14 protein-coding genes are annotated in these 17,316 nt (G+C 75.5%); 8 read left to right on the top strand and 6 right to left on the bottom strand.

Annotated features, from left to right (window positions below; translation table 11 throughout):
• Positions 1-19: 19 nt before the first annotated feature.
• The 6 genes from HDG68_RS09770 to HDG68_RS17555 all read left to right on the top strand — a co-directional run bounded on the left by HDG68_RS09770 (position 20) and on the right by HDG68_RS17555 (position 8,007).
• Positions 20-1,774 (top strand): DUF885 family protein, encoded by a 1,755-nt coding sequence (locus HDG68_RS09770; RefSeq protein WP_172151605.1) that lies wholly within the window; start codon positions 20-22, stop codon positions 1,772-1,774.
• Between the two features lies 1 nt (position 1,775).
• Entirely contained in the window at positions 1,776-2,696 is a 921-nt protein-coding gene (locus HDG68_RS09765; protein ID WP_172151603.1) for an AEC family transporter, read from the top strand.
• Between the two features lie 111 nt (positions 2,697-2,807).
• Positions 2,808-3,479, top strand: a complete 672-nt coding sequence (locus HDG68_RS09760; protein ID WP_172151601.1) for a Maf family nucleotide pyrophosphatase — start codon at positions 2,808-2,810, stop codon at positions 3,477-3,479.
• A gap of 159 nt (positions 3,480-3,638) precedes the next feature.
• On the top strand, positions 3,639-5,450 hold the full coding sequence (locus HDG68_RS09755; RefSeq protein ID WP_172151599.1) for an ATP-binding protein: 1,812 nt from the start codon (positions 3,639-3,641) through the stop codon (positions 5,448-5,450).
• Between the two features lie 3 nt (positions 5,451-5,453).
• The gene (locus HDG68_RS09750) at positions 5,454-5,969 is read left to right on the top strand and encodes an NUDIX domain-containing protein (protein ID WP_172151597.1); all 516 of its coding nucleotides are present in this window, start codon (positions 5,454-5,456) and stop codon (positions 5,967-5,969) included.
• Between the two features lie 37 nt (positions 5,970-6,006).
• Positions 6,007-8,007 carry an endonuclease/exonuclease/phosphatase family protein gene (locus tag HDG68_RS17555; RefSeq protein ID WP_172151595.1) on the top strand — a complete coding sequence of 667 codons (2,001 nt, stop codon included), beginning with the start codon at positions 6,007-6,009 and terminating at the stop codon, positions 8,005-8,007.
• Between the two features lie 24 nt (positions 8,008-8,031).
• Here HDG68_RS17555 and HDG68_RS09740 read toward each other — a convergent pair whose 3' ends face one another.
• A complete protein-coding gene (locus HDG68_RS09740) occupies positions 8,032-9,498 on the bottom strand; it encodes an NAD(P)H-quinone dehydrogenase (protein ID WP_172151593.1) in 1,467 nt (488 codons plus the stop codon).
• A 46-nt stretch (positions 9,499-9,544) separates the two neighbouring features.
• Between HDG68_RS09740 and HDG68_RS09735 the strand changes: the two genes are divergently transcribed.
• A complete protein-coding gene (locus tag HDG68_RS09735; RefSeq protein WP_172151591.1) occupies positions 9,545-10,396 on the top strand; it encodes a purine-nucleoside phosphorylase in 852 nt (283 codons plus the stop codon).
• A gap of 12 nt (positions 10,397-10,408) precedes the next feature.
• Positions 10,409-12,244: a phospho-sugar mutase gene (locus tag HDG68_RS09730; RefSeq protein WP_172151589.1), complete on the top strand. Its 1,836-nt coding sequence runs from the start codon at positions 10,409-10,411 to the stop codon at positions 12,242-12,244.
• A 53-nt stretch (positions 12,245-12,297) separates the two neighbouring features.
• Here HDG68_RS09730 and HDG68_RS09725 read toward each other — a convergent pair whose 3' ends face one another.
• From HDG68_RS09725 to HDG68_RS09705, 5 genes are read right to left on the bottom strand one after another with little or no spacing between them, the layout of a single operon-like run.
• Positions 12,298-13,104 carry a siderophore-interacting protein gene (locus HDG68_RS09725; protein WP_172151587.1) on the bottom strand — a complete coding sequence of 269 codons (807 nt, stop codon included), beginning with the start codon at positions 13,102-13,104 and terminating at the stop codon, positions 12,298-12,300.
• A 47-nt stretch (positions 13,105-13,151) separates the two neighbouring features.
• Positions 13,152-14,765 carry a hypothetical protein gene (locus HDG68_RS09720; protein ID WP_172151585.1) on the bottom strand — a complete coding sequence of 538 codons (1,614 nt, stop codon included), beginning with the start codon at positions 14,763-14,765 and terminating at the stop codon, positions 13,152-13,154.
• Positions 14,762-15,406: an ATP-binding cassette domain-containing protein gene (locus HDG68_RS09715; protein ID WP_172151583.1), complete on the bottom strand. Its 645-nt coding sequence runs from the start codon at positions 15,404-15,406 to the stop codon at positions 14,762-14,764. Before HDG68_RS09715 ends, HDG68_RS09720 begins: the two co-directional genes overlap by 4 nt.
• 18 nt (positions 15,407-15,424) lie before the next feature.
• The gene (gene deoC / locus HDG68_RS09710) at positions 15,425-16,177 is read right to left on the bottom strand and encodes a deoxyribose-phosphate aldolase (protein WP_172151581.1); all 753 of its coding nucleotides are present in this window, start codon (positions 16,175-16,177) and stop codon (positions 15,425-15,427) included.
• Positions 16,174-17,277 carry an adenosine deaminase gene (locus HDG68_RS09705; protein WP_172151579.1) on the bottom strand — a complete coding sequence of 368 codons (1,104 nt, stop codon included), beginning with the start codon at positions 17,275-17,277 and terminating at the stop codon, positions 16,174-16,176. Before HDG68_RS09705 ends, deoC begins: the two co-directional genes overlap by 4 nt.
• Positions 17,278-17,316 lie beyond the last annotated feature (39 nt).

Genomic DNA, 17,316 nt, shown 5'->3' with positions numbered 1-17,316 from the left:
GCTGGGATAACCTCGGCCCGTGACCCACGACACCTCCGGCGCCCCCACCCCGGGCGCCCCCGCCGGCTCCCCCCGCACCCCCACTCCCCTGGACGCCGCCGCCGACGCCTACGTCGTCCGTGCCGCCGCGCTCGACCCGATCGCCGCGACCTTCATGGGTCTGCCCGGTCATGATCACGAGCTGCCGGACCTGTCGCCGGCGGGCCACGAGGCGCGCGCCGACCTGGACCGGGCCCTGCTGCGCGAGCTGGACGAGCTGGAGGCGTCGGGCCGGGCGCCCGTCGACGACGTCGACCGCGTCACGATGGCGGCGATGCGCGAACGGGTCGGCCTGGCGCTCGAGCTCCACGAGGCCGGGGAGCCGCAGGCCAGCCTGAACAACATCGAGTCGCCGGTGCAGCAGCTGCGCGACCTGTTCGACGTGGTCCCCACCGGCACCATGGAGGCGTGGGAGAACGTCGCCGCGCGCCTGAACGCCGTCCCTGACGCCCTGGCCGGGTACCGCGAGTCCCTGACCCTCAGCGCCGAGCGGGGCCGCGTCGCCGCGATCCGCCAGGTGCGCGCGGCGGTGGGCCAGGCCCGGGACCTCGCCGGCCCGGAGTCGACGTTCACCGCGCTCGTGACCGGCGAGGAGGCCGGCCGCGTGCTCGACGACTCGGCGGCGTGCAGCCTGGTGCGCGCCGAGCTGGAGCGGGGCGCGACGGCGGCCCGGGCGGCCTACGGCGAGCTGGCGGACTTCCTGGAGCGGGAGCTCGCCCCGCGGGCCCCCGAGGACGACGCGGTCGGCCGCGAGCGCTACGCCCTGTTCTCGCGCGAGTTCCTCGGCGCGGAGGTCGACCTGGACGAGACCTACGAGTGGGGGCTGGCGGAGCTGGCCCGGATCGTGGCCGAGCAGGAGGAGGTGGCCCGCACCATCGCGGGTGACGGCTCCACCGTCCGGCAGGCCGCCGCGGCCCTCGACGCCGACGACGCCCGCCGCCTGCACGGCACGGAGGCGTTGCGCGCGTGGATGCAGACGACCGCGGACCGCGCCGTCGAGGACCTGGCCGGTACGCACTTCGACATCTCCGGGCCGGTGCGCACCATCGAGTGCCGGATCGCGCCCACGCAGACGGGCGGCATCTACTACACGCCGCCGAGCGACGACTTCTCCCGGCCGGGTCGCATGTGGTGGTCGGTGCCGGCGGGGGTCTCGGAGTTCACGACGTGGCGCGAGACGACGACGGTTTACCACGAGGGCGTCCCGGGCCATCACCTGCAGTGCGCGGCAGCCGTCGCAGCGCGGGACACGCTGAACAGCTGGCGCCGGCTGGCGTGCTGGGTGTCCGGGCACGGCGAGGGGTGGGCGCTGTACGCGGAGCGCCTCATGGCCGACCTGGGCTACCTCGACGACCCGGGCGACCGGTTCGGCATGCTGGACGCCCAGCGGCTGCGCGCGGCACGCGTCGTCCTGGACCTGGGAGTCCACCTGGGCAAGCCGTGCCCCGCCGAGTGGGGCGGTGGCACGTGGGACGCCGACAAGGCGTGGGAGTTCCTGCGCGCGAACGCGGACATGGACGAGTCGTTCCTGCGCTTCGAGCTGGAGCGGTACCTCGGCTGGCCGGGCCAGGCGCCGTCGTACAAGGTGGGCCAGCGGCTGTGGGAGCAGGCTCGCGACGACGCGCGGGCGGCCGCGGAGGCTCGCGGCGAGGAGTTCGACCTGCGCGGCTTCCACGCGCGCGCCCTGGCCCTGGGTTCGGTCGGCCTGGACGTGCTGCGCTCGGCGCTCGCCTGACGTGCAGGGTGTCGTCACCGGCTTCGCGATCATCGGCGTCGTCATCGTCGCCGGTTACGTCGCGGCTCGGCTGCGGATCGGAGGGCCGGACGCCCGCGAGGCGTTGAACCGGGTCGGGTTCTTCGTGGCGTCCCCGGCGCTGCTGTTCACGGTGGTGGCCGACGCCGATCTGGGACGGCTGCTGGGCGCCCCCTTGCTGGTGCAGCTCGTCGCGGCGGTGACGACGGCCGCCGTCTTCGTGGTCGTGAACCTGCTGTGGTGGCGTCTGCAGGTGCCGGAGGCCACGATCGGCGCGCTGGGGGCCGGGTACGTCAACGCGGGCAACATCGGCCTGCCGGTGGCGGTGTACGTCATCGGGGACGCGACGGCGGTGGTGCCGGTGATCGGTCTGCAGCTGCTGGTCGTGTCGCCGCTGGTCCTGCTGCTGCTGGACTCGGCGACGAGCCGCAAGGTGTCGTTCGGGTTCGTGGTCAGCCAGCCGGTGCGCAACCCGATCATCCTCGGCGCGCTGGCCGGGGCGGCCGTCTCGCTGACGGGGGTCACGGTGCCGGACGTGGTGCTGGCCCCGTTGGAGATCCTGGGGGGCGCGGCGGTGCCGATGATCCTGCTGGCGTTCGGCATGTCGCTGCACGGCTCACGACCGCTGCGGGGTGAGGAGGGCCGGGCTCCCGTCGTCGTGGCCACCGTGCTCAAGGCGCTGGTGATGCCGGCGGTCGCCCTTGTCGTCGCTCGGTTCGGGTTCGGGCTGGACGACGCGGCGGTCGCCACCGCGGTGACGCTCGCGGCGCTGCCCACGGCGCAGAACATCTACAACTACGCCGCGCGGTTCCGCCGGGGCGAGGTGCTGGCCCGGGACACGGTGCTGATGACCACGCTGGCCTCGCCCGTGGTGATGATCGTCGCGGCGGCGCTGCTCACCTGACCCCGGTGCCCCGCGGTTGTGGGCATGAGATCTGCAGGTCTGCGCGGATGCACACCTGCAAATCTCATGCCCACAACAGCGGGGCGGGGCGGGGCGGGTAGTGTGCCGGACGTGACGCGACTCGTGCTGGCCAGCCAGTCCCCCGCCCGCCTGTCGACGCTGCGCGCGGCGGGTGTCGAGCCGACGGTGATCGTCAGCGCCGTCGACGAGGACGCCGTCCTGGCGGCGGCCCGCGAGCGGTTCCCGGACCTGGCGCCGTCGGACGCCGTGCTCACCCTGGCCCAGGCGAAGGCGGAAGCGGTCGCACGCCGCGTCGAGGACGGCGGGCCGGAGGCGGCCGGGGCGTCGTCGGCCCTGGTGCTGGGCTGCGACTCGATGCTGGAGATCGAGGGCGAGGTGGTCGGCAAGCCCGCCCACGCCGACGAGGCCCGCGACCGCTGGCGGCGCATGCGCGGACGCAGCGGCGTGCTGCACAGCGGGCACTGGCTCGTGGACGTGCGCGAGCCCGACGACGGCGGCACCGGCGCGACGCTGGGTGCCACGAGCTCCACCACCGTGCACTTCGCCGACCTCGACGACGACGAGATCGACGCCTACGTCGCCACGGGCGAGCCGCTGCACGTGGCGGGCGCGTTCACCATCGACGGCCTGGGCGGGCCGTACGTGGAGCGCCTCGAGGGCGACCACCACGGCGTCGTGGGGGTGTCGCTCCCGCTCCTGCGCGAGCTGCTCGCCGAGATCGACGTCCCGTGGCGTGCGCTGCGCAGCACGCCCGCCGGCTGAGGGAACCGCCAAGATCAGGCCGGTCCCCAGGGGCCCTGGGACCCCGTCCATGTGGGATGTGCACAAACGGCCTGGATCGCCGTTGGCACCCGGCACAGACTTCCCCACGCTGCCCCGGCGAAGTACCGGGACGGGGTCGGTGGCGCGTTACCGTGAGCCGTGCCCTCCATCAGCAAGGTCCTCGTCGCCAACCGTGGTGAGATCGCCGTCCGCATCGCCCGCGCCTGCACCGACGCCGGTCTCACCTCCGTCGCCGTCTACGCCGATCCGGACCGTCAGGCCCTGCACGTGCGCCTCGCCGACGAGGCCTTCGCGCTGGGCGGCGACCGCGCGGCCGACACCTACCTCGACGTCGACAAGCTCCTGGACGTCGCCCGCCGCTCCGGTGCCGACGCCGTCCACCCCGGGTACGGGTTCCTCTCGGAGAACGCCGCGTTCGCCCAGGCCGTGATCGACGCCGGCCTGACGTGGATCGGACCGCCCCCGGCGGCGATCGAGGCGCTCGGCGACAAGGTCTCCGCCCGGCACATCGCCCAGCGCGCGGGTGCGCCGCTGGTGCCCGGCACGAAGGATCCGGTGGCCGACGCCGCAGAGGTCCGTGCGTTCGCCGCGGAGCACGGGCTGCCCATCGCCATCAAGGCCGCGTTCGGCGGCGGGGGACGCGGCCTGAAGGTGGCCCGCACGCACGAGGAGATCGACGAGCTGTACGACTCGGCGGTCCGCGAGGCCGTCGCGGCGTTCGGTCGCGGCGAGTGCTTCGTGGAGCGCTACCTGGACCGGCCCCGGCACGTCGAGACCCAGTGCCTGGCCGACACCCACGGCAACGTCGTGGTCGTCTCCACCCGCGACTGCTCCCTGCAGCGCCGCCACCAGAAGCTGGTCGAGGAGGCGCCCGCCCCGTTCCTGTCCGCCGAGCAGGAGGCGGAGCTGGACCGCGCCTCGAGGGCGATCCTGGCCGAGGCCGGGTACGTCGGTGCCGGCACCTGCGAGTTCCTCGTGGGCACCGACGGCACGCTGTCCTTCCTCGAGGTCAACACCCGCCTGCAGGTGGAGCACCCCGTGACCGAGGAGGTCACGGGCATCGACCTGGTGCGCGAGCAGCTGCGCATCGCCGCCGGCGAGGAGCTGGGCTACGAGTCCACGACCGTGCGGGGCCACAGCCTCGAGTTCCGCATCAACGGCGAGGACCCGGCCGCCGGGTTCCTGCCCGCGCCCGGCACGGTCTCGACGCTGCGGTGGCCCTCGGGCCCCGGCGTGCGCGTCGACACCGGCGTGGTCGAGGGCGACAGCATCTCCGGGCTGTTCGACTCGATGATCGCCAAGCTCATCGTCACGGGTGCGACCCGGACCCAGGCGGTCCAGCGGGCCCGCCGTGCCCTGCGGGAGCTCGAGGTGACCGGGATCCCCACCGTCGTGCCGTTCCATCGGGCCGTGCTCGAGGCCGAGGCGTTCGTGCCGGCTGACGGCGAGGCCGCCACCGCCGCGGACTTCGGCGTGCACACGCGCTGGATCGAGACCGAGTTCACCGACGAGCTGCGTGCCCTGGCCCCGGCGGCACCCGCGGCGGACGACACCGAGGACGACACCGACGAGGCCCCCGAGCGGGTCGTCGTCGAGGTCGGCGGACGCCGCCTCGAGGTCGTGCTGCCGGCCGGCCTCGGCATGGCCGCCGGCCGTGCGCGCCGCGCCGACGCCGCCAAGAACGGCCGCCGTCCGGCCCGCCGCGGCGCACGGTCCACCGCCTCGTCCGGCGCCGGCGGCAACACCCTGGCCTCCCCGATGCAGGGCACCATCGTCAAGGTCGCCGTGTCCGAGGGCGACGAGGTCGCCGAGGGTGACCTGATCGTCGTCCTGGAGGCGATGAAGATGGAGCAGCCGCTGACCGCGCACCGGGCCGGCACCGTCCAGGGGCTCAGCCTCGAGCCCGGGACCGGCGTGTCGGCCGGGACCGCCATCTGCGAGATCGCCTGACGCGTGGCCGCCGCCCCGCCCCCGCACCACCGCCACCCCGGTGACGGCTGGGTGAACTGCGGCGACCACCGGCACTGGGGGCTGCACGGCGCGGCGGGGCTGTTCCTGGTCCGGCGCGCGCCCGCACCGGACGGCGCGCTGCGTGTCGACGACGTCGTCCTGCAGCACCGCGCCGCGTGGTCGCACGAGGGCGGCACGTGGGGCATCCCCGGCGGGGCGCTCGCCCCCGGGGAGTCCGCGGCGGGCGGGGCGCTGCGCGAGGCCGCCGAGGAGGCCGGGCTGGACCCGGCCGACGTCCGTGTGCTCGGCGAGCACGTGCTGGCGCACCCGGCGTGGTCCTACACGACGGTGGTGGCGGAGGTCGCCGCAGGGTCCGCCGTCGTGCCGGCCCCCACCGACGCCGAGAGCATCGACGTGCGCTGGACCCCCGTGGCGGCCCTCTCCGACCTGCCGCTGCACCCGGCGTTCGCCGACGCCGTGGACACCCTGCTCGAGATCGCCGTCGGCTCGGAGCGCTGACCCGGATGCGCGCCGGTACCGCGATAGCCTCGCCGTCGTGACCACGGCATCCCGCGACCGCTCGCTGCTGTGGCTCCTCGCGCTGGTCACCGCGCTGACCGCGGAGCTCGTGCGTGCCAGCGGCCCCCTGCTGGACCGGGCGTTCGCCGCGGGCGTCACGACGGCGGCCGTCACCGCGCTGGTCGCCTACGCGCTGCCGGGCGCGGTCGTCGCGGCGTTCGTCGCCCGCGGCCGCGTGACTGGGCGGTCCGTCCTGGTGGCCGTGTCGCTGCTCGTGACCGCACGCCTCGGCCTGCAGGCGCTCGCCGGACCCGTCGCCGAGCGGGCCGTCGCACCCACGCTGGGCACGGTGCGCTACTACGTGGGCCTGGGCACCGTGGCCCTCGCCCTCGCGGTGCTGGTGCTCGTCGCAGTCCTCGCCGCCGGCGCCCGCAGCCCCGGGACGTCCGACGACGGAGCGGACGACGGCGGCGCCCGCGGCCTGCTCGTCGCCCGGGGGGTCACGCTGGGACTGCTGGGCGCTGCGGCCGTCTCCCTGCTGCTCGGGACGTGGGACGCGGTGTGGCGGGACGGCCTCGCGGGGTGGCTTCCCGCCGTTCTCCTCGGGGCCGGGAGCCTCGCGGCCGCCTGGGCGGTGCGGGGTACCGGCGCCACGGCGGGGGTGCGCGGCCTGTGGGTGCTGGGGCCGTTCCTCGCGCTGGGCGTGCAGGTGTGGGCGAACCCCGCCTTCGTCGCGGCCACGACGGGGCTGCCGCCGGTCGCGGCGACCGTGGGCGTCGCGGTGGCCGCGCTGCTCGCCGGCGCGGCGTTGTCGATGCACCGGCCGGCCGTACGGCCGCTGACCGCCGCCGCGGTGTTCGTCGTGGGCGTGTGGGCGCTGTTCCTGACCGTGCCGCGCGTCGAGGGCCCGCCGCTGCCGTGGGCGTGGGGGCTCCTCGTGGTCGCCACGCTGCTGCCCGCTGTCGGCGCACGCGCCCTGGCCGGGGCGCTCACGCGGCCGCTGCGGCCGTTCGTCCGGTGGCGCACGATCGTGACCGGGACCGCCGTCGGGCTCGGGACCGCCCTGCCGCTGCTGGTCTACCAGCTCGACTTCGACGTCCCGCTGCCCTTCCCGGTGGGGCTGGTGCCCGTCGTGACGGCGTTCGCGCTGGTGCTGGCGGGCGTGGTGGCGGCACGTCGGCTGGCTCCTCGCCGCGTGCCGGGCGGTGCCGCCCTGACCGGTACGGTCGCCGGGCTGGCCGCCGCCGCGCTCGTGCCGGGCCTCGTCACCGGCACGTCGTCCGGTGAGGCACCTGGTCCTGCACCGACGTCCTGGGCGGGCGGCGCCGACCGGCTCACCGTCATGACCTGGAACGTCCACTACGGGGTCAGCTCGGACCCGTCGGTCCGCCTCGGGGAGATGGTCGAGGTGCTGCACGGCGTGGACGCCGACGTCGTCGCCCTGCAGGAGGTGTCCCGCGGCTGGGTGCTCGGCGGCGGCGCCGACATGCTCACCCACCTCGCCGACGCCACGGGCATGGAGGCCGCGTGGGTGCCGGCCGCCGACCGCCGGTTCGGCAACGCGCTGATGTGGGACCCGGACCGCGTCGAGGCGGCCGACGTCGACCGGGTCGAGCTGCTCTTCGGGGACGGGCCTCAGGACCGCTCGGCGCTGGCGGCGACCGTCACGCCGGTCGGCGGCGAGCCGGTGCGGGTCGTGACCACCCACCTGCAGCACCGCGAGGAGAACACCGCCACCCGTCTGGACCAGCTCGACGCGCTGTTCGAGGCCGAACCGGTCGACGGCCCGACCGTGCTGCTCGGTGACCTCAACGCCGAGCCCGGGTGGCCGGAGATCACTGCGATCACCGACCGCGGGATGGTCAGCGGCCAGGACGCCGTCGGGGACCCGGCCACCCTCACCTCGCCGGCCGTGGTCCCGCGCCACCGCGTCGACTGGGTGTTCGCGACCCCGGACCTGCCGTTCACCGCGGTCGAGGTGCTCGACGTTGTCCCGAGCGACCACCGGCCCGTCGTGGCGACGCTGGAGCTCCCCTGACCCGTGGCCGCCGCGACCGGCCGGTCAGGCCGTCGGCGTCACCGACCCGTGCAGCACGCGCGCGGACTCGGCGATGGTGCCGGACAGCGACGGGTACACGGTGAAGGAGTCCGAGACGTCGTCGACCGTCAGGCGGTGCGTGACGGCCAGCGTCACGGGGAAGATCAGCTCGCTGGCCCGCGGGCCGACGACCACACCGCCGAGCACCACGCCGGCCTCCGGGTGGGCGAACAGCTTGACGAACCCGTCGCGCACGCCGTGCATCTTCGCCCGCGGGTTGCGGGCCAGGGGCAGCGTGGTGGTGACGTACCGCGAGCCCTGCTCGCGCAGCTTCTCCTCCGAGTAGCCGACGGTCGCGATCTCCGGGGCCGTGAAGATGTTCGCCGCGACGGCGCCGAGCCGCAGCGGCACGACGGCGTCACCCAGCGCGTGCGCCATGGCGACGCGGCCCTGCTGGGCGGCGACGGAGGCGAGCGGGAGCACACCGGTGCAGTCCCCGGCGGCGTAGACCCCGCGCACCGAGGTCCGCGAGACCTTGTCGACGCGGATGTGCCCGGAGTCGGCGACCTCGACACCCGCCTCGGCCAGACCGAGGTCGGCCGTGCTCGGCACGCCGCCGACGGCGACCAGCACGTGGGAGCCCTCGACGACCCGCCCGTCCGTGAGCGTGACGGCCACGCCGTCGGCGGTGCGCTCCGCGGACGCGGCCCGCGAGCGCGACATGACGGTCATGCCGCGGGAGCGGAAGACGCCCTCGAGCAGCTCGGCGGCGTCCTCGTCCTCGCCGGGCAGGACACGGTCGCGCGAGGAGACCAGCACCACCTCGGAACCCAGGGCGTGGTACGCGCCGGCGAACTCGGCGCCGGTGACGCCCGAGCCGACGACGATCAGCTTCTCGGGCAGCGCGTCCAGCCCGTAGAGCTGGGTCCACGTCAGGATGCGCTCGCCGTCGGGCGGCGCGGTGGGCAGCTCGCGGGGGGTGGCGCCCGTGGCGAGGAGCACGATGTCGGCGTCGAGCGTCTCGGTGGTACCGCCGTCGGACGGCGTCACCACGACGCGGCTGGGCCCGTCGAGCCGCCCGGCGCCCTCGACGATCCGCACGCCCTCGCGCTCCAGCCGGCCACGGATGTCGGCGGACTGCGCCGCGGCCAGCGCGAGCACGCGGGCGTTGACCGCCTCGAGGTCGACCAGGTCGCGTCGGCTGCCCTGGTCGTCGTCGGGGCCGACCGGTGCGGCGCCGGTGCGGATACCGAGCTCGGGGGCGGACTCGGCGATGGTGAGCCACTCGGCGGTGGCGATGAGGGTCTTGGAGGGGACGACGTCGGTCAGCACGGCGGCGCCGCCGAGACCCTGGCGCTCGACCACGGTCACGTCGGCGCCGGCACGGCGGGCGACCAGCGCCGCCTCGTAGCCTCCGGGGCCGCCGCCCACGACGACGACGGAGTGGTTGGGTCCGGCAGGAGCAGAAGTCGAGGCAGCCACGGGTGCCATTGTGACAGCCCCGGCGGGGTCCTGCGGGCAGGGCTAGTCTCGGGGCATGAGCACCACACCAGCCACGACACCGGACCTGGACGATCCCGGGACCGACCCGTTCGACGTCGCGCGGGCCGCCGCCGACCACATCGCCGAGACCACCGGGGTCCCGGGGCACGACATCGCGCTCGTGCTGGGATCCGGGTGGGGTGGTGCGGCCGAGCTCGTCGGGGAGGTCGTCGCGGAGGTCCCGACGCACGAGATCCCGGGGTTCGCCCGGCCGTCGGTCGTCGGCCACGCGGCGACCACGCGCTCGATCCGCGTCGACCGCGCGGACGGCTCGACGCGGCAGGTGCTCGTGATCGGCGGCCGCACCCATTTGTACGAGGGGCGCGGGGTGCGCCGCGTCGCGCACGGCGTGCGCACGGCGGCGGCCACCGGCTGCTCCACCGTGGTCCTGACCAACGGGTGCGGCGGCCTGCACATGGCGTGGCGGCCCGGGCAGCCCGTGCTGCTCAAGGACCACATCAACCTCACGGCGACCTCTCCCCTCGAGGGTGCGACGTTCGTGGACCTGACCGAGGTGTACTCGGCACGCCTGCGCGAGGTCGCCCGCACGATCGACGCCGAGTTGCCCGAGGGCGTCTACGCCCAGTTCCCCGGACCGCACTACGAGACGCCCGCCGAGGTGCGCATGGCCGGGCTGATGGGCGCCGACCTGGTCGGCATGTCCACGACCCTGGAGGCGATCGCCGCCCGGCACTGCGGCATGGACGTGCTCGGCATCTCGCTGGTGACGAACCTCGCGGCGGGCATCAGCCCGCAGCCCCTGTCCCACGAGGAGGTCCTCGAGGCGGGTGCGGCTGCCGCCCCGCGGATCAGCGACCTCCTGGCCCGGATCGTCCGGGCGATCTGAGGGAGGAGCACGATGGCCACGACGGACGAGCCGACGGCGGACGGGACGGCCCCTGAGCGGGCCGCGGACCTGCCGCCGACACCGACCACGGACCTGCCGACGCTGCTGGAGCAGGTCGAGAGGTGGATCCGCCACGACGTCGACGACCGGGACGTCGACGAGCTCACGCGACTGGTCGACTTCGCCACAGCCGACGAAGGCCGCCGGCACCCGCGGGCGCTCGCCGAGCTCCAGGACCGGTTCGCCGGCACGCTGCAGTTCGGCACGGCCGGGCTGCGCGGCACGATGGCGGGCGGACCGAACCGGATGAACCGCGCGGTCGTGATCCGCGCGGCCGCCGGGCTGGGCGCCCATCTGATCCGGACGCTCGGGCCGGGGTCCGGGCCGCGCGTCGTCGTCGGCTACGACGCCCGGCACCGCTCGGCGGACTTCGCCCGCGACTCCGCGGCCGTGCTGGCCGCCGCGGGCTGCGAGGTGCTGATGCTCCCCCGCCCGCTGCCGACGCCGATCCTGGCGTTCGCGGTCCGGCACCTGGACGCCGACGCGGGGGTGATGGTGACCGCGAGCCACAACCCGGCCGCGGACAACGGCTACAAGGTCTACCTCGGCGGTCGCGCGGAGACCGGGCCGGGGCAGGGCGCGCAGATCGTGCCGCCGCACGACGCGCTGATCGCGGAGGCGATCGCCGACGTCGGCCCCGCGGACGAGGTTCCCCGGGCCGACGGCGGCTGGGCCGAGCTGGACCTCGGCGTCGTCGAGGAGTACCTGCGCACGCTGGCCCCGCTGCGCCCGGCGGACCCGGGGGCCGCGAGCCGTCTGAAGGTCGTCACGACGTCGCTGCACGGGGTGGGCGGCCGGTTGCTCGCCCGGGCGCTGGCCGACGCCGGGTTCACCCGGGTGACGCCGGTCGAGGAGCAGTCGTACCCGGATCCGGACTTCCCGTCGGTGTCGTTCCCGAACCCGGAGGAGACCGGTGCGATGGACCTCGCGCTGGGGCTGGCCATCGAGGTGGGGGCGGACCTGGTGATCGCCAACGACCCCGACGCCGACCGGTGCGCCGTCGCGGTGCTCGACACCACCCAGGGCACCCACCAGGGTGTGGAGACGGCCCGCTCGAGCGGCTGGCGGATGCTGCACGGCGACGAGGTCGGGATGCTGCTCGGTACCGAGGCGGTGGCCCGGGCCACCGGGAGGCCCGGCGCGACGGTCGCGAGCTCCGTCGTCTCCTCGCGCGCCCTGGCGCGGCTCGCCGCCGACGCCGGCGTGGCGCACGCGACGACGCTGACGGGGTTCAAGTGGATCTCGCGGACCGAGGGCCTCGTGTTCGGCTACGAGGAGGCGCTCGGCTACTGCGTGGACCCGGAGCACGTGCGCGACAAGGACGGGATCAGTGCCGCGGTGCTGGTGGCGGGCCTGGCCGCGCGCCTCGCGGCATCGGGCCGCACGCTCGTGGACGCGCTCGACGACATCGCCCGCGACCACGGCCTCTACGTCACCGACCAGCTCGCCGGCCGGTTCGACGACCTGCGCCAGATCCCCGAGACGATGTCCCGGCTGCGGTCCGACCCGCCGTCGACGCTCGGCGGGTCACCGGTGACGACGGTCGTCGACCTCGCCGACGGGTACGACGGCCTGCCGCCCACCGACGGGCTGCTACTGCTCGCCGAGGACCACACGCGCGTCATCGTGCGACCCTCCGGCACCGAGCCGAAGGTGAAGTGCTACCTCGAGACCGTGACCGACGTGGCGCGGGACGCGTCCGCCCTCGAGGTCGGCACCGCCCGGGTGGCGGCCCGCGAGCGCCTGGTCGCGCTCAAGGGCGAGCTCGCCGGGCACCTCGGGCTCTGAGGAGACCGTCCGGGCCGGGCCGCGGCCCGGACGGGCGTCGTCGGGGGGCGCCGTCAGGACAGGGCGGCGTCGTCCTGCTCGACGGCGGCGTTCCAGTCCTTCTTGGCGGCACGCCAGGCCTCGTCGTCGTGCCCGCGCCGCCAGTAGCCGGAGGCGGACAGCAGCTCGCGGGTGACGCCGAGCTCGCTGCGGGCCCAGCGGCGCAGGTCGCGCACGTCGCCGGCCTCGCCGTGCAGGAACGCGTGCGGGACGCCGGCAGGCAGGACGCCGTCGGCGTGGAGGCGCTGCACCGTCTCGAGCAGGGTGGCCTCGCCGCGGTGGAGCCAGGTGATCGTGACGTCGGCGGCGGAGTCGACCGGCTGCTCGTCGTCGGGGCCGGGAACCTCGACGACGACGTGGGCGCGGGCACCGGCGGGGAGCGCCTCGAGGGCGGCCGCGACGGCCGGCAGCGCGGAGTCGTCACCGACCAGCAGGTGCCAGTCGGCCCCGGCGTCCGGCGCGTAGCCGCCGCCCGGCCCGAGGAACGTGATCTCCTCGCCCGGCTGCGCCCCGGCCGCCCACGGCCCCCCGAGGCCCTCGTCGCCGTGCACCACGAAGTCCAGGTCCCACTCGCCGTCGCGCACCGCACGGATCGTGTACGTGCGCACCACGGGGCGGGCGCCCTCGACGGGCGGCGGTCCGACGACGAGCTTGATGTAGCGGTCGGTGTGCTCGGTGGGGTCGACCTGGGCCAGGTCGCCACCGGACAGCGTGATCCGCACCATGTGCGGGGTCAGCCATCGGGTGGCGCTGACGGTCGCGGACTTCGGGGTGCGCTTGCCGGCGGGCGGTCCCCCGCGGCGCTCTGTCGTCTCGATCATCGTAGGTGAGCCTAACCTATCTTCTGGATCGGAGGACAGCCCCGCCGTCACCCCCGGTCCAGGCGACGCGCGCCCGCGGCGGCCAGTGCCACGACGACCACCACCACCAGCGGGACCCACGTGAGGCCCAGGCGGGCGACGACCCAGGCCGAGCCGATCACCACCAGCCAGGCGCGCAGGAACCAGGCGATCACCATGACCGTGCTGAGATCCCCGGTCGGGCCGGCCACCGGGGTGAACACCTCCGGCGGCGCCTGCGTCGCACCCGCCACCCACACCCGGGCACCCAGGGCGACGACCAGCCCCGTGCCGACCAGGACGACCGAGGACCCGTCCACGCCGGCCAGCACGGCCGCCACCAGCAGGCCGAGCGCCCCGCTCACCGCCCCCAGCGCGACCGGGACCGGCAGGTGGCCCCGCACGGCCCGGGACGGGCCGCCGGGCAGCAGGCCGCCGGGCTCGGCCTGCTCCGCGAGGTCCCGCAGACCACCCGTCCAGGCGGCGGCGGCCGCGTACAGCACGACGCCGCCGCCCACCGCTGCCGGCGCGGCTCCCGGTCCGCCGCCGGCCGCGAGCGCCAGGAGGGCCGCGCCGGCCACGCCCGCCGGCAGGGAGCCGAGCAGCACCGCCGGTCGCCGCGACAGGGCCAGGACGTCGCGGGCGACCAGCGGGACGGACGGCAGGAGGATCCGCGGGAAGGTCCGCCGTCGCCCCGTCAGCCGGGCGGGCCCGGCCACCGCGCGCACCCCGGTCGCGTCCCCCGCGCCGAGCGCCTCGCCGGTCGCCACCGTCCGGCTCCAGGCCTCCGCCGTCACGTCCGCGTCGAGATCACGCGGCAGGACCGCGAGGAGCAGCCACCCGCAGACCACGGCCAGCCCTGCGGCCCAGCCCACGACGGCGGCGGGCGGGCCGGCGGGTGCGACGCCGTCCCGGACGGGCAGCGGCGCGCAGCCCGACGGATCGACGCAGAGCACGTCAGCGCCGAGCACCGCTGTCCCCACGGGGAAGTCGGCACCCTGCACCGCCACAAGAACGCCGACAGCGGCGATCAGAGCTGCCGCGACCCGGGCCGTCGTGCGCCACCGCGGGCACTGGGCAGCCACGGCGAGCGTCAGCGGCAGCATCGCGACCCCGGCGGCGCACGCACCCCAGGCCGTGAGCGTCCCGGCACCGGCGGGTGTTCCGGCGGCGTCCAGCGCCCCGAAGGCCAGGGCCGAACCGACGAGCGCCGCGAGCACGCCCGCCACCGCCACGAGCACCAGGACCCGCCGCCACAGCACGGCTCGTGGATCCCAGACGCCGGAGAGCACGTAGGCGGCGTCGGTCCGTGTCACCCACAGCGGCGCCCCGAGCCGGGCGAGGACGACGCCGCCGAGGCCGGCCGCCGCGACGACCACGGTGCCGGCGACGACCAGCGTGCCGCGGACCGACCACCCCGCGCCCTCGCCCAGCGGGACCCCTGCCTGGGCGAGCGTGGTCCACAGGATCGGCCCGTACATCAGCGCCAGCAGGGTGAACCCGTAGGCGAGGTAGGTACGGTCGCCGTCGTCGTCCGCACGGCGCCGACGGTGGTGCGCCCGCAGGGCGCGGACCCAGCGCCGCCAGGGGCCGTAGGGCATCGCGAGGCCCGCGGTGTCGGCCGCGTCGCCGTCGCCGCTCACCGCGTCGGCTCCGCCAGCTCCACGACAGGACCCCGGTCGGCGAGGACCTCGCGCAGCCCGGGGTCGTGGGTCGCGGCGAGCACGGCCCGGCCCTGGTCGAGGGCGCGCAGCACGAGCCGGCGGGCGACCTCCCGCCAGCAGGTGTCGAGACGCTGCTCCGGCTCGTCGAGCAGCACCAGGTCCGCGGGCCGGTACAGCGTGGCCACGAGGGCGAACATCTGGGTCTCGCCGGACGACAGCTCGCCCGGGAACTGGTCCCGCACCCGGTCCAGGGTGGCCTCGGCGAGCGCCTCGTCAACGTCGGGGCCGTCGTGACGGCCGGCCCAGGCGACCTGCACGAGCTGCAAGTGCTCGGCCACCGTCAGGTCCGGGTAGGTCGGCGCCGGGCCCAGCAGGCGCACGATCCGGTCCCGGTGCCGTCGTCGTGCCTCGGGGGCGTCCAGCCCCAGCACCGTCGCGGTGCCCGACGTCGGCTCCTCCGTCCCCGCCACCAGGCGCAGCAGGGTGGACTTGCCGGCCCCGTTCGGGCCGACGACGGCGGAGCCCTGCCCCGCGTGCAGGCGCAGCGAGGTGGGGGCGAGCACCTGGACGGTGCCGTAGGTCCTGGTCACGGCCTCGACGTCGACGAGCACTTCATGCACGGTGCCGAGGCTAACGGGTCAGTAGCCGCCGCTCCCGGAGGCGTCCGGGGGCGTGCCGACGGCCGGGTCCGCGTCGTCGAACCCCGCGAGGACCGCGGCGGTCCCGGACAGCCCGAGGCGGGTGGCACCGGCGGCGATCACGGCACGGGCGTCGGCGAGGGTGCGCACTCCCCCGGAGGCCTTGATCCCGAGCCGGCCACCGACGGTGGCCGCCATGACCTCGACCGCGTGGACCGAGGCACCACCGCTGGGGTGGAAGCCCGTGGAGGTCTTGACGAAGTCTGCTCCCGCAGCGTCGGCGGCCCGGCAGACGGCCACGATCTCGTCGTCGTCCAGGGCGGCGGACTCGATGATCACCTTGAGGACCTTGTCGGACGGCACGGCGGCGCGCACGGCGGCGATGTCCGCCTGGACCACGTCGAACCCGCCGGCCTTCGCCGCGCCGACGTCGATGACCATGTCGACCTCGTCCGCGCCGTCGAGCACGGAGCGGGCCGCCTCGGCGGCCTTGATCTCGCTCGCGTGCTTACCGGACGGGAACCCGCACACGGTCGCCACCGCGAGCCGGCCGTCGGCCACCTCCACGGCGTGGCTCACGAACGTGGGCGAGACGCACACGGAGAACACCCCGAGCGCGGCGCCCTCGGTGACCAGCGCGGTCACGTCGGCGGCGGTCGCCTCCGGCTTGAGCAGCGTGTGGTCGACGTAGCGCGCCAGCTCGGCCGGCGTGCCGGGGACGGCGGGCGTCCCGGTGCTGTCGTTCGTGCTCATCGCAGGGCCCCCTCGACCTTCTGGTATCCGGGCAGGATCAGCTCGTCGACGAGCTCGCGCCGCTCGTCGTGGTGGCAGAACGCGCTCCAGGCCGCCGTCAGCGTCACGTCGGCGAGGTCGTCGATCGTCCAGCCCGCCTCGGAGACCAGCAGGCGCATCTCGTGCGACATCGACGTGCGCGACATCAGCCGGTTGTCGGTGTTCAGCGTGACCGCGAAGTCCAGCTCCTTGAGCCGGGTGATCGGGTGGTCCGCGACCGACGTCACGCCCGGGGCGGCGTTCGTCTGCAGGTTCGAGACCGGGCAGACCTCCAGGGCGATCTGGTGGTCGCGGACCCAGTGGGCCAGCCGGCCGAGCGTCGCGGTCCGGTCGTGCTCCGAGAGGGTGACGTCCTCCATGATCCGCACGCCGTGCCCCAGCCGGTCGGCCTGCCCGAGGTGCACCGCCTGGGAGATGGAGTCCAGCCCGGCGGCCTCCCCCGCGTGGATCGTCGTCGGGAAGTTCTGCTCGGCCAGGAACCGCCACACCTCGGCGTGCCGGTCCGGCGCGAACCCGTCCTCCGGCCCGGCGATGTCGAACCCGACCACCCCGGCGTCGCGGTAGGCGACGGCGAGCTCGGCGATCTCGACCCACCGGTCGGTGTGCCGCATCGCGGTCACGAGCTGCCCGACGCGGATGGTGCGCCCCGCCGCGGCGGCCTCGGCGATGCCGGCGTCGATCCCGGCCTGCACGGCCTCGACCGTCTCGGGCAGCGACATGCCCCGCTGCACGTGCTGCTCGGGGGCCCAGCGCTGCTCGGCGTACACGACGCCGTCCGCGGCGAGGTCCAGCACGGCCTCCCGGGCCACACGGGCCAGCGCGTCGGGCGTCTGCATGGCCGCGATGGTGTGGTCGAACGTCTCCAGGTAGCGCGGCAGCGACCCCGAGTCGGCGGCGTCCCGGAACCAGGTGGCCAGGGTGTCGGCGTCCGTGGCAGGCAGCTCGTGCCCGACGGCGTCGCACAGCTCGAGCACGGTCTGCGGGCGCAGGCCGCCGTCGAGATGGTCGTGCAGGAGCACCTTGGGCAGGTCGGGGATCTCGTCGAGCAGCGCTTGCGTCATGGGGCCAACCTACCGGCGCGCCGACGTCCGGGCGCACCC

The sequence above is a fragment of the Isoptericola chiayiensis genome, assembly GCF_013149805.1.
Taxonomy (GTDB): Bacteria; Actinomycetota; Actinomycetes; order Actinomycetales; family Cellulomonadaceae; genus Isoptericola; species Isoptericola chiayiensis.
The sequence above is the reverse complement of the archived record's forward strand: the minus strand, read 5'-3'. Positions and strand labels throughout refer to the sequence as shown.